The organism is Pantoea sp. YU22, from assembly GCF_003970755.1.
In the GTDB taxonomy this organism is placed as follows: Bacteria; Pseudomonadota; Gammaproteobacteria; order Enterobacterales; family Enterobacteriaceae; genus Pantoea; species Pantoea piersonii.
Map to the genome: position 1 here is coordinate 31,338 of NZ_RYDU01000004.1, position 12,635 is coordinate 43,972.

At 62.6% G+C, this 12,635-nt stretch carries 9 protein-coding genes; all 9 read left to right on the top strand.

Annotation, left to right across the window (positions count from 1 at the left end; genetic code table 11):
• Positions 1-5 precede the first annotated feature (5 nt).
• Positions 6-2,486, top strand: a complete 2,481-nt coding sequence (locus EKL29_RS08280; RefSeq protein WP_126689342.1) for a DUF2169 domain-containing protein — start codon at positions 6-8, stop codon at positions 2,484-2,486.
• Positions 2,487-2,491: 5 nt separating this feature from the next.
• Positions 2,492-3,541 carry a pentapeptide repeat-containing protein gene (locus EKL29_RS08285; RefSeq protein ID WP_311778997.1) on the top strand — a complete coding sequence of 350 codons (1,050 nt, stop codon included), beginning with the start codon at positions 2,492-2,494 and terminating at the stop codon, positions 3,539-3,541.
• 832 nt (positions 3,542-4,373) lie between these two features.
• Positions 4,374-4,982: a DUF3540 domain-containing protein gene (locus EKL29_RS08290; RefSeq protein WP_126689344.1), complete on the top strand. Its 609-nt coding sequence runs from the start codon at positions 4,374-4,376 to the stop codon at positions 4,980-4,982.
• A gap of 13 nt (positions 4,983-4,995) precedes the next feature.
• Positions 4,996-5,376 carry a DUF4150 domain-containing protein gene (locus EKL29_RS08295; RefSeq protein ID WP_120456684.1) on the top strand — a complete coding sequence of 127 codons (381 nt, stop codon included), beginning with the start codon at positions 4,996-4,998 and terminating at the stop codon, positions 5,374-5,376.
• Between the two features lie 27 nt (positions 5,377-5,403).
• Positions 5,404-5,886 carry a lipoprotein gene (locus EKL29_RS08300; RefSeq protein ID WP_126689345.1) on the top strand — a complete coding sequence of 161 codons (483 nt, stop codon included), beginning with the start codon at positions 5,404-5,406 and terminating at the stop codon, positions 5,884-5,886.
• A 9-nt stretch (positions 5,887-5,895) separates the two neighbouring features.
• Entirely contained in the window at positions 5,896-6,402 is a 507-nt protein-coding gene (gene tssJ, locus EKL29_RS08305) for a type VI secretion system lipoprotein TssJ (RefSeq protein WP_126689346.1), read from the top strand.
• A 21-nt stretch (positions 6,403-6,423) separates the two neighbouring features.
• A complete protein-coding gene (gene tssK / locus EKL29_RS08310; protein WP_126689347.1) occupies positions 6,424-7,764 on the top strand; it encodes a type VI secretion system baseplate subunit TssK in 1,341 nt (446 codons plus the stop codon).
• Positions 7,765-7,780: 16 nt separating this feature from the next.
• A complete protein-coding gene (locus EKL29_RS08315) occupies positions 7,781-9,007 on the top strand; it encodes a DotU family type VI secretion system protein (RefSeq protein WP_120456677.1) in 1,227 nt (408 codons plus the stop codon).
• 9 nt (positions 9,008-9,016) lie between these two features.
• Positions 9,017-12,631, top strand: a complete 3,615-nt coding sequence (gene tssM, locus EKL29_RS08320) for a type VI secretion system membrane subunit TssM (RefSeq protein ID WP_126689348.1) — start codon at positions 9,017-9,019, stop codon at positions 12,629-12,631.
• Positions 12,632-12,635 lie beyond the last annotated feature (4 nt).

Below are 12,635 nucleotides of genomic sequence, written 5' to 3' on the forward strand. Positions count from 1 at the left end.
CTGTTATGAAAATCATTAAACCGCGCCACCTGGGCTTGTTACCGCGCCCCTTCCGCTGGCAGCGACAGCACTATCTCGGCGTCGCCGTTATGGCGATGATAAATATGGATGCGCTGCCGCGCCTGCTGACCGAGCAGGCGCTATGGAATCTGCTGCCAGAGGCGCTGCAGTCGCCCGATGGCGTGCTCGATCACGGCCTGCCTAAACCGCACCCGGAGTTTCTCGCCAGCGGCTTTGCCTTTCCGCCCGGCGGCGCGGCGTCGCACTGCATCGCCCGCATCCAGGTAGCGGATCGGGAAAAAACGCTGCACGTTTACGGCGATCGCCAGCGGCGGGAGAATGGCCTCAGCGCACCGCAGCCTTTTACGCAGATGCCGCTCGACTGGCAACATGCGCTGGGCGACGCAGGCGACAGCGAAAATCCGCTGGGCAAGGCGATACCCAACGTCGAGGCGGCCGCGCCGCTGCTGATCCAGCCAGGCGCGGGCGCGCTTCCTGCCAGCTTTAACGCGGTGCCGTTAAGCGCGCCGCGTCGCCTGCGCCACGTTGGCAGCGCCTTTGACGAGGCCTGGCTGGCGCATGACTATCCTGGCTTCGCCCGCGATGCCGACCGACGCCTGTTTAACCAGGGCGATGCGGATCAGCGCTGGGACGATCGCGATGCCCTGCCCGCTGGCGCCGCCTGGCGCATTGAAAACATGCATCCAGATAAACCGCTGCTTGAGGGATGCCTGCCGCCGTGGCAGGCACGCTGTTTCGTGGTGCGTCAGCATACCCACGGCGAGATGTTTGAAGCGATCCCGCTGCGCGCCACGACGCTGCACTTTTTCCCTCATCTGGAGCGCATTGTGATGATCTGGCATGGCGAGCTGGCGATCCGTGAAGATGACGCCGCAGACGTGCTCACCACGGTCGCAGCGCTCGAGTCGATCCACCAGCCGCGCACGCGCGAAGCCTATGAAGAGATCACGCGGCAACGCAGCGACCCTGAACGCTCGGTGCTGCTTGCGTTACGCGACGGCGAGCTGCTGCCCCCAGGCAGCGCCATTACGGATGACGAGCCTGAACCGCCTCCCGGCCCGACAGATCGCAACCTTGCGCGCTGGGAAACGGCGCAGCGCCAGCAGCTGCGGCATGCGCACAGCGACAGCGGGATGGATATAGATGCGCTGGCGCCCACCCGACCGCGCGCTCCGACGGTGCCGCTGGAGGATCTGCATGATTATATCGACGCGCAGGATCGCGCCGCGCAGCAGCAGCTGGCGCAGATGATAACGCGCTATCAGCAGGAAGCGGCGCTGGCTCCGCCCGCCGCCAGACCGGCCGCCGCGATAGAGACCTATCGCAGCCAGCGCGCCGCGTTTGACGAGAATGCGCAGCAGCAGCCGATGGATGACCGTCAGCGTACGTTCAGCTCTCAGGCGCTGCGTGACAGCTACCGCTTTAATGCTCATCAGCTGAGCGCGCCCGAGCGCCTGACGCCCGCGCAGTCGGCGCAGTTGCGTCAGGCGGTGCTGGCGCGCGATGGCGACTGCCGCGAGATGGATCTCACCGGTGCGGATCTGTCAGGGCTTGACCTGCGCGACACCGACTTCAGCGGCGCGCTGCTGGAGAATGTCGATTTCAGCCACTGCCAGCTCGACGGCAGCCTGTTCAGCAACGCCGTGCTGACGCGCGCAGAACTGCATCGCTGCTCAGCCCGCGCCTGCGCCTTCGATAATGCCAGCCTGGCTCTGGCCCAGTGCTGTTACGCCGACTTTAGCGATTCAGTCTTCAGCGAGACGGAGTGCCGGGATCTGATGCTGGAACAGTGCGTTTTCGATCGCGCCACCCTCAGTGACGTAATGCTGACACAGGCGAGCCTGGCGCACTGCCGCTTTCATCATGCGCAGATCGTCAATGCCCATTTCAGCGAGCTGACGCTGCAGGCGCTCGACTTCAGTCACGCCACGCTGCGCAAGGTCTACTTCGTCGAGTGCCATCTGCTGGCGCTCAGTTTCGAACAGGCGCGCCTGACGGCGGTGGGCTTCGTCGACTGTCAGGCGCCAGAAATCTGTTTTCATCAGGCGCAGCTGCATACTTCGCTGTTTGTCGCCGATACGGCCCTGATCCGCGCCGACTTCAGCGGTGCCACGCTGACGCAGTGCAATCTGCGGGAGACGCGGCTGGCGCAGGCGAACTTTTCTCACGCCATGCTGATTAACAGCGACCTCAGCGGCGCGGACTGTACGCAGGCGGATATGCGGCGGATGCAGGCCAGGGAGTGCCAGTTTACCCGTGCGGATTTGACGCGGGCGACGCTGGCGGAGAGCGACCTGATCGGCGCCTCCTTCTCAAAATCTCAGCTGCGGGGATGTGATTTCAGCGGCTGCAACCTGTTCCGCGCCGACCTCTCGCTTAGCGCGCGCGATGCGACGACGCGCTTCGAAGAGGCCTGGCTTAACGGCATGAAAACCGCGCCGCAGCGCGACGAGGAGCATTCGTGAACGGGATGACAGCTGAGGCGGTCGAGCACGCCATCCAGCACGGTGAGATGATCTATCAGGTCGGGCTGCAGGGCCTGGACTTCAGTGGACGCGACCTCTCCGGCGGCTCTTTTGTCGAAGTCGACTTAACCGGCGCACGCCTGACAGACTGCAATCTGCATGAGACGCGCTTTAGCGACTGCTGCCTGCGCGGCAGCGATTTTTCAGGCAACAGGCTAGAGGAGACGCTGTTCAACCAGTGCGTTATGACCGGCGCGCGCTTCAGCGACTGTGGCCTCTACCAGTGTCTGTTCAGCCAGTGTCAGCTTGAAGAGAGTCAGTTCGACGCCAGCGCGCAGATCGGCACGCAGTTCCTGGGCGGCTCGCTTAGCGACAGCGATTTTCAGCACGCCGCGCTGCAAGGATGCGGCTTCAGCGATCTGGGACATTTAACGCTTCAGCTTGCCGGGTGCTGGTGCGAGCAGGGTTCCTTTATGAACGCCGACCTGCGTCAGGCGGACTTTAGCGCGGCGCGCTTCTCGCTCACGACCTTTTTCGCCTGCGACCTGCGGCTGCAAACGCTGGACGGCGTGGCGTTTAACCAGTGCCAGTTTACGCAAAGCCAGCTGGACGGCGCCAGCTTCCACCAGGCGATCCTGAGCCAGTGCGGTCTCAGCGGTCTGTCGCTACGCCAGGCCAGGCTGACGCAGGTGCAGGCGCAGCAAACGCTGTTTAACGCCGCCGATATGACCGGCTGTGACTGCCGCGACGCGCAGTTTGCTCAGGCCAACTTTGCCGACGCGATTCTGACCGGCTGCGATTTCAGCCGCAGCGATCTACAGCGCGCCGTGCTGGCGCGTAGCCGTGCCGTTCAGACGCGCTTCGACGGCTGCGATATGACCTGGGCGGACTGCACCTGGGCGCAAATGGATGAGGCGCAGTTTAACGACGCGCAGTTCGGGCACACCCGCTTCCACCGCGCCAGCACACACCAGAGCGAATTCACCTCGCGCAGCGGTATTATTGAACGAGATGAAGCGCTGTTTGCAGCAGAGGAGTGGAGTCGCCAGCGTTAAATTATTTCGCCGCGTGCGACGGCGATTATAAAAATTTATTATGCCATATTTATTATTGACGATTGACGCTGCGGCCTTAAAGAGGCCGCTTTTGCATTTGTGTGAATTAAATATTTATGACAGAAGGCTGAGAAGGTCCGTTAGTCAGTGACGGAGATAATTAACCTGAGAAATGATATTCACTGTTTTTCTTTGCTGGCCTTATATTATTCGGACTAAATGGCTATGTATTGCTGAAAATTAACGCCTGTTTCAAACGGGTGTCATAAAGGCTGCGCTAACCAGATATTTACTATGCTGTCTCAGCATAGGATATCTTTAAATATTTAATTGATTTTTATATCTTTAATTTTATTTAATTTAGATTTAAATTTAATTATGACATTTACATTAAGTTTATATGAATATTTTGCCGGGCTATTTATTAAGAGTATTCCCATCTTCACAGGTGCCAGCGAATAATGTAAATATGTTCCCCGGCTAGTGTATTTATTGAGTAAATTATTTCGCATCATGAACGCTGCGTATGCGCCACGCCTCTATTTATTCTGGCGGAGCTGTTTGCGTCTTTTTATTGGCGGTAAAAAATCAAAATATATTAACTGAGGGTTATTGTTTCTTCTATGCGCCTCTTTTTAACATGCAGTTTATTCGCCCCAACAGGCTTTGCAGCAGAAAGAATCGCCTTTATTTGCCGTCAGTCTCTTAAAAAAGCGGCTAATCACGCTGTTATCGATGCGCGTGGAAATAACCGCGTCGGCGCAGGAAAAACCGTTACGCCGCGCCTCCCCTGTTTCGCGCCATTCCCTTTCGTCGATTGTGAGAGTTCGCTATGAGCAAAAAAGAGAACACCCTCTCCATGCCGCTGCGGTTGCCTGCGCAGGCGGAGGGCGTAGTGGTCGCCCCGCTGTCCGAAAACAGCGTCGAGGTGGAGCTGCAGGGACGTCGCTGGCGCACGCAGCGCGCCGCCAGCTGCCTGCTGACGCCGGAGCCGGGAGACCGTGTGCTGCTGGCCAACCTTAACCATCAACTCTGGCTGCTGGCGGTGCTGGAGCGGGCGCAGCCCCAACAGACGGCGCAGCTCGGCTGCGGCAGCGATCTGCATCTCGCCTGCGGCGGTGCGCTCACGCTTAGCAGCCAGCAGTTCAGCCTGAAAGCCGCACAGGGCGAGTGCGATATCGACAGCCTGCGCTATCGCGGCCAGTCGGTTTCCGCCTGGATCAGCGTCGGCCGCTTCTTCGGCAAACAGTGTGAAAGCGTCTGGGAGAGCCTCAGCCAGTTTAGCCAGCGGCTGCTGCGCAAAACCGCACAGTGCGAACAGGTTCGTGCAGGCCAGCTTGACGTCAAAACTGAAGAGTTCACCCGACTCCATTCGCGCAACACCCTGATCAGCAGCACGTCGCTGACCAAGGTCGACGCCAAACAGATTCACATGGGCTAAGGGAGAAGCGGATATGTTTGCCAATTGCCAACGCGGCGGCTGCGACCAGGCGGTCAGCGACGTCTGCAAAGCGCCTGCGCCGACGACCTTCGTCAATATCGCCAGCGGCAGCCTGGCGGTGCCTACGGCGCCGACCATCCTCTTCGCCGGCATGCCGGCCCATAACATGACCACGCTGATCCCCGTCAGTCAGGGAGATGAAGCGGGCGTGCTCGGCGGGGTGATCTCGAACGTGATCCTTGGCCCTTCGCGCCACCTGACCGGCTGCTCCACCTTACTGCTGCAGGGATCGCCCGCGACACGCATGGGCAGCACTACCTTACAGAACCTGAACAACGCGCCGGGCGTCCGTCTGACGCCCAGCCAGACCACTATCGAACTGCTGGCGCGATAACACTCTATGGAAGCTCGGTTACCCCTTATGAAAAAGATGATATCTGGCGTGGTGATTGCGTTAGCGCTCAGCGGCTGTAACGCGCCGCCGGTGAAACCTCAGGAGAAGCTGGAAACCAGCGTAGTGGACGGAACGACCCTGGTGCATCGCCACGAGATCGGCGCGCCGAAAACCTTCACGCCGGTTTATCAGGCCTATCGCGCGCTCTATGCGGCGTCGGTGATGAGCACGCCGGGCTTCCAGGGAAAACGGGTCGGGACGCTTAAAAACGGCGAGCTTTACCAGGTACTGGGTCGGGTAGAAAACAACTGGCTGGCGATCTCCGACAGCCCGGAGCTGCAGCTGACCGGCTACGTCGAGTTTAAGGCGGGCGTGCCCTCAGCGCGCTATGACGCCACCGTGACAGGGGCGCCGCTCGTATCGCGCCGCGCCGCCCGGCAGTGCATCGGCGTCGGCAACGGCGACAGCGCCTGCCGTAAAGGCCGTTCCGCCACCTGGATCATTCAATAGGAGCGCCTCATGACCATGCGTTTTGCAGCGCTGCTTGCACTGACCTGTGCGGGCGCGCTCGGCGGTTGCGCCTCCTCTCCCGCCGCGCCTGACGCGCCGGCGAAAGTGAACATCGCCTTTAGCTACCGTCCCGACGCCAACGGCGGCGCACCGCTCAAAATACGGCTCTTTATGCTGCGCGCATCGTCCGATTTCGCCTCGGCGGACTTTTACTCGCTGCAAAACCGCGCGTCGTCGCTGCTGGGCGAGAACCTGCTCGACAGCAACGTCTTCTTTCTGACGCGGCAGACGCCGCGCAGCGTCACGGCCAGCGTGCCGCCCGTCGGCACGCGCTATGTCGGCATCATGGCGGAGTACCAGACCATCGACCGCAAAGTCTGGCGAAAACTGCTGACGCTGCCTGCGGCGCGGCCCCGCCCTTTTTATCGCGTCTGGCAGAGCGACGAAAACGAGCTGAAGGTCAGCGTCGTGGCGGGCAAAGAGGGACTGACGCTCAGTCAGAGCAGCAATGATTAACCAGAACGGCAGGAAGGCGAAATGAACAGAGCGGATAAGGTGATCTGGACGGAAGGGATGTTTTTGCGTCCCCACCATTTTCAACAGGCGGAACGCTGGCTGGAAGGCTACAGCCGCAGCTGGGGGAAACTGCAGTGTCCCTATCACTGGGGGTTTATGACGCTGAGCTTCGATCCGTCGCTGCTGCGCCAGGGAAAGCTGGCTATCGCCGAGGCGAGCGGCATGATGCCGGACGGCACTCCTTTTATCATCAGCGATGCGGAGAACGGCCCCGCGCCGCTGGAGATTGGCGATAACCAGAGCGATATCCGGGTGGTGCTGGCGCTGCCGGAGCAGCGCGACGGCCGCACCGAAGTGATCTTCGAGGCATCGTCGGACTCGCTGGCGCGCTACAGCGCACGCGAAAGCGAAGTCGCCGATCTCAACAGCGCCGCCGTCGGCCGCGCCGCGGTGCAGTTCGGCACGCTGCGCCTGCGCCTGATGGCGGCCAGCGATCTCAACGCCGAATGGACCGCGCTCGGCGTCGCGCACGTCAAAGGCAAAGATGCATCGCGCCACCTTCAGCTCGACAGCAGCTATATTCCGCCGCTGCTCAACGGCCACAGCTCGCCGGCGGTCGCCGCCTTTATCAGCGATCTCGATGGCATTCTCAGCCAGCGCAGCGAACAGATGGCGCAACGCTTGCAGCAGGCCGGGCGCGGCGGCAACGCCGAAATGATCGATTTTATGCTGCTGGCGCTGATTAACCGCCATATCGGCCAGCTCAGCCACGCGCGCCGCCTGCCGCAGCTCCATCCAGAGCAGCTCTTTAGCGACTGGCTGCAGTTCGCTGCCGAGCTGGCGACCTGGTCGCCGACGCGCCGCCCGGAGGAGTTCCCGCGGTATGACCACGATAACCTCCAGCTCAGCTTTAGCCGCCTGATGTTGCATCTGCGCCAGCGTCTGTCGCTGGTGATGGAGGAGAGCGCGCTGCAGCTGACGCTCACAGAGCGCTCACACGGACTCTATGTGGCGACGGTCTCCGACGCCAGCCTGCTGCGCGACTACGGCTTTGTGCTGGCGGTACGCGCCGATATGCCGAGCGAAACCCTGCTGACGCACTTCCCGGCGCAGATGAAGATCGCCCCGGTAAGCCGCATCCGCGATCTGGTGCAGCTTCAGCTGCCGGGCATTGCCCTGCGCGCCATGCCCGCCGCGCCGCGTCAGATCCCCTGGCACGCTGGCTACACCTATTTCGCGCTGGAACAGGGCGGCGATCTCTGGGCGCAGATGACGAAATCGGAAGCCTTCGCGCTTCACCTGGCGGGCGAATTCCCCGGCCTGAATTTGCAACTCTGGGCGCTGCGCAATGCGCACGACTGAAGGAGGAACGGGACCCATGATGCAGTCACTCTCCCTCAACGGCTATCTTCCCGACGCCGCGCAGCCGGAGAATCCGCTGGTGGCACTGGCCAACCCGCTGATCAACGCCATTCCGCAAATCCGCCATTCGGTATCGCACCAGAATCCGGACGGCCTGCGTCAGCAGCTGATCGACCTGATGCGTCGCTTCGAAGTGAAGTGCCAGCAGGCGCAGCTTCCCTACGAAACCATCGTCGGCGCGCGCTACTGCCTCTGCACCTCGCTCGATGAAGCGGCGGCGCTGACGCCCTGGGGCAGCCGCAGCGTCTGGCCGCGCAGCGGACTGCTGGTGACCTTCCATAACGAAACCTGGGGCGGCGAGAAGTTTTTCCAGCTTCTGGCGCGTCTCTCTCAGCAGCCGCAGCAAAACATTCTGCTGCTGGAGCTGATGAACGCCTGCCTGCTGCTGGGCTTCGAGGGACGCTACCGCATTATGGAGAACGGACGCACCCAGCTTGAGACGCTGAAGCAGCGGCTGCTGCAGCTGATTGAGAACGTGCGCGGCGGTTATGCCCCGCCGCTTTCGCCGCAGCCGTTCGACGAACCGGTGGCGCAGCGGCTGTGGCGACCGCTGGTTCCGCTCTGGAGCTTCGCCGCCCTGCTGGCGCTGCTCGGCTGCCTGATCTACATCGGCCTTAACTGGCGGCTCAGCCACTTCACCTCGCCGGTGCTGTCGGCGCTTTACCAGACGACGCTGCCGAAAGTAGAGATTGCGCGCCCCGCCGCGCCGCCTGCGCCACCGCTCGATCTGCGCCGTTTCCTCGCGCGGGAAATCGCCGAGGGGCTGGTCAGCGTGCGCGACGAAGCGACGCAGAGCGTGGTGCTGCTGCGCGGCGACGGGCTGTTTGACTCCGCCGCCACCACTATTCACGGCCGTTATGAGCCGGTGATCCTGCGTATCGCCGAGGCGATGAATAACGTCAACGGCCAGATCCTGGTCAGCGGCTATACCGATGACCGGCCGATCCACAGCGCACGCTTCAGCTCCAACTTTGAGCTGGCGCTGGCCCGCGCGCAGGCGGTGCAGAAGATGCTGCAGGCGCACCTGAGCCAGCCGGATCGCGTCAGCGCAGAGGGCCGCGGCGACAGCGACCCGCTGGTGCCGAACAGCAGTGACGCCAACCGCGCCCGTAACCGCCGGGTGGAGATCACGCTGAAGGTCGCGCCTAAAGAGACCCAGGCCGAACTGAACAGCCTGCGCTGAGGACCCCTAATGTTTCGCACACTGCTCTTAATTGTATCCAGCCGCCTGCTGTGGGGCGCAATGGGCATCACCGCGCTGTGCCTGCTGATCTGGACCATCGGCCCGCTGATCGCCATTGGCGATATGCGTCCGCTGGAATCAGAAGAGAATCGCTTTATCGTTATCGCGCTTTTCTGGCTGCTGTGGTTCGCCTTTCGTCTGGTGCCGCGCCTGTGGCGACGCCTGCAAAACCGTCGCCTGGTGCGTCGGCTGGAGACCCCCGCGCCAGCGGAGGCGCCGCCAGAGACGCGCACAGAGGATACGCAGCTCGCCGCACGTTTCAACGAGGCGACGCAGCTGCTGCGCAACGCCCGCTTCAACCGGGCGGAAAACCGCCGTCTGCCCGCGTGGCTGCAGCGCTTTAACCGCCAGTATCTCTATCAGCTACCGTGGTACATGCTGATCGGCGCGCCAGGCGCGGGCAAAACCACCGCGCTGATCAACTCCGGGCTGCATTTCCCGCTGGCCGACCGCTTTGGCAAGAATGCGCTGCGCGGCGTCGGCGGCACGCGCAACTGCGACTGGTGGTTCACCGACGAGGCGATCCTGCTTGATACCGCAGGCCGCTACACCACGCAGGAGAGCGACAGAGAGCAGGACGCCAGCGAGTGGAAAAGCTTTATGAGCCTGCTGAAGCGCTCCCGCCCGCGCCAGCCGATCAACGGCGCTATCGTCACCATCAGCATCGGCGATCTGCTTACCGAGGATGAAACGGCGCGGCACGCGCAGGCCAGCGCCCTGCGCCAGCGTCTGCTTGAGCTGCGCGAACAGCTTGGCATCCCCTTTCCTGTCTATCTGCTGGTGACCAAAAGCGACCTGCTTAAAGGCTTCGCGCCGACCTTCGCGGGCTTTAGCAAGGCGCAGCGCGATCAGGTCTGGGGCGTCACCTGGCCATGGCGGCAGAAACAGCCCGATCTCGGCGCCGAGTTCGACTACCAGTTCGAACGACTGCACAGCCGTCTGCTGGCGGGCGTCTCCGATTTGATGATCGCCGAGCACAACAGCGCCAGGCGCGCCGAGATCTATCTTTTCCCACAGGAGTTCGCCGCGCTGAAGCCGTTGCTCCGGCACTACCTGGAAATCCTGTTCGCCTCCTCGCACTATGAGGAGACGCTGCGGCCGCGCGGGATCTACTTCACCAGCGGCACGCAGGAAGGGCTGCCGTTTGACCGCGTGATGGGTCAGATGAACCGCGCGCTGGGGCTGCCCGACATCGACGCCCGCGCCGCCGCTGCGTCCCAGGACGATTTCAGCCACGCGACGCCGGTTCCAGCCGGACACGGCCAGAGTTTCTTTCTGCAGCAGGTGCTGCAGTCGGTAATCTTTAAAGAGGCGGGCCTGGCGGGCGTCAACCGCTGGTGGGAGTACCGCAATCGCATGGCGCACTGGATCGGCTACGGCCTGTTCGGCAGCGTACTGCTGATCGCCCTGCTGTGGTGGCTGACCAGCTATCACCACAATAAAAATTATCTCGCCGCCACGCTGGCGAAGATCCCGGCTTTCGAGCGCCAGGGTGCCGCGCTGCCGCCGCTCAACAGCGCCGATATGTTCGCCCTGCTGCCCTATCTGCGCAGCCTGACGGCGATACCGCGCTCGCCGCAGCTCGCCGATCCCAATAGCCCGCCCGTCGGCTGGCGCGCCGGACTCTACCGCGGCGAAGAGGTCAACAGCGCGGCCGCCTCCCTTTACGATCGCGCCCTGCAGGAGCTGCTGCTGCCGCTGGCGGCGCGCAATATCACCGACTGGCTGCGCAACGACAACGGCAGCGACGTCGATTACAGCTATGAAGCCCTGAAGGCCTATCAGATGCTCTATATGCCGCAGCACTACGACGGCCAGTTCCTGCACGCCTGGATCATGCTCAATATCCAGCGCTTTCAGGGAGCCAACGCGCCGCAGGAGGCGCTGCGCGAGCTTGATCAGCATCTGGGCCACCTGTTTGACAACAAGATCAATACCTCGCCCTTCGAGCGCGACGACGCGCTGGTGGTGCGCCAGCAAAATCTGATTAACCGCTCGCCGCTCGCCAGCCGCGTCTACGGTCGGCTCAAACGGCTACTGGCGGCGCAGGGCGACAAAGGGGTTAGCCTGCTGACGCTCGGCGGCCCGCAGAGCGAGCTGGTCTTCTCCCGCAAAAGCGGCGCGCCACTAACGCAGCCGATTCCGTCGCTCTTTACGCCGCAGGGCTACTGGGGCGCGTTCAGCGACCATATCGGCAAGGTCGCCTCTGGCCTGCAGCAGGAAGATAAGTGGGTGCTGAGCCGCCGCGAAAGCGACAGCGGTCAGCAGCGGCTGGAGGATTCCGTTCGCCGCCTCTATATGGAGGACTTTATTGCGCACTGGGATGCGTTGCTGAGCGATATCCAGCTTAATCCGGCCAGCAGCCTGGAGGCGCGCATCAATATGGCGCGCCTGCTGTCGGGGCGCACCTCGCCGCTGCGCCAGCTGCGCATTAACCTCAGCCGTTACCTGACGCTGGCGAAGCCGGAAAAAGATGAGAAGCCGTCGCTGGCGGAGCGCGGCGCGCACTACTTCAACAACAACGCCACCCAGACGCTGCAGGCGTTGTTCCGCGCCCGCAAAGCGGAGCAGCGCGGCAGCCTCGACGCCCCTGAGCAGCGCGTCATGGCGCACTACGACGCCATTATCGAGCAGGCGCAGGCGACTGACGGACAGAGTGACCATATCCCGTTCGACGAGCAGCTGAAGAATGTCGACGATCTCTACGGCTATCTCACGGCGGTGCAGGACGCCAGCAACAGCATGATGACGCCGCCGCGCAATGAAATTATCTCTCGTATGCAGGCTGACGCAGGCCGCGAGCCTGAGCCCTTTCGCTCAATGCTGCTCTCGCTGGCGGTGGGTGCCAGCAGCGATACGCAGCAGCGCAGCCTGAACAACACCCAGAAACGCGCCAGCGTCGAGGTGGGCAGCTTCTGCCGTCAGGCGATCGCCGGACGCTATCCGCTCTCCAGCCGCTCCGGCGTTGATATCACGCCCGACGATATGGCGCGCATGTTCGCCCCCGGCAGCGGGCTGATGGACAGCTTTTTCCGCGCCAGCCTCGCCAGCAACGTCGACACTACCCAGAGCCGCTGGCGCTTTGCGCCGGGCGTCGACGGCAAAAGCCTGCCGGGCGGCGCCGCGCTGCTGGAGCCTTTCCAGCAGGCGCAGGCGATACGCGACGCGCTCTTTGCCAGCGGCGCCAGCGCGCCTTCTTACCGCCTGACCATCCGGCCCCTGAGCATGGATAACGCCATCCTTAACCTGACGCTCGACGTCGATGGTCAGCTGATCCGCTACAGCCACGGCCCGCAGACCCCGCAGGTGGTGAGCTGGCCCGGCCCCGGCGGCACGCAGCAGGTGCGGATGCAGACCGGCTTAACTGACGGCTCCGGGGATACGCTCACCACCTCGGGCGCCTGGGCGCTTAACCGCCTGTTTGATAAAGCGCGCATCGCAAACGGCGGCAGCCCGTTAAGCCATATCGCCACCTTCAGCCTCGGCGGCCGCCAGGTGGTGCTGGAATACACCGCTAACAGCGTGCGCAATCCGCTGCAGCTCCCGGCCTTTCGCTGCCCATGAAACA

What these genes read in the sequence shown, in the direction of transcription:
- tssM (WP_126689348.1), top strand. Translation starts at nt 9,017, where the DNA reads ATGTTTCGCACACTGCTCTTAATTGTATCCAGCCGCCTGCTGTGGGGC.
- EKL29_RS08285 (WP_311778997.1), top strand. Translation starts at nt 2,492, where the DNA reads ATGACAGCTGAGGCGGTCGAGCACGCCATCCAGCACGGTGAGATGATC.
- EKL29_RS08300 (WP_126689345.1), top strand. Translation starts at nt 5,404, where the DNA reads ATGAAAAAGATGATATCTGGCGTGGTGATTGCGTTAGCGCTCAGCGGC.
- tssK (WP_126689347.1), top strand. Translation starts at nt 6,424, where the DNA reads ATGAACAGAGCGGATAAGGTGATCTGGACGGAAGGGATGTTTTTGCGT.
- EKL29_RS08295 (WP_120456684.1), top strand. Translation starts at nt 4,996, where the DNA reads ATGTTTGCCAATTGCCAACGCGGCGGCTGCGACCAGGCGGTCAGCGAC.
- EKL29_RS08280 (WP_126689342.1), top strand. Translation starts at nt 6, where the DNA reads ATGAAAATCATTAAACCGCGCCACCTGGGCTTGTTACCGCGCCCCTTC.
- EKL29_RS08290 (WP_126689344.1), top strand. Translation starts at nt 4,374, where the DNA reads ATGAGCAAAAAAGAGAACACCCTCTCCATGCCGCTGCGGTTGCCTGCG.
- tssJ (WP_126689346.1), top strand. Translation starts at nt 5,896, where the DNA reads ATGACCATGCGTTTTGCAGCGCTGCTTGCACTGACCTGTGCGGGCGCG.
- EKL29_RS08315 (WP_120456677.1), top strand. Translation starts at nt 7,781, where the DNA reads ATGATGCAGTCACTCTCCCTCAACGGCTATCTTCCCGACGCCGCGCAG.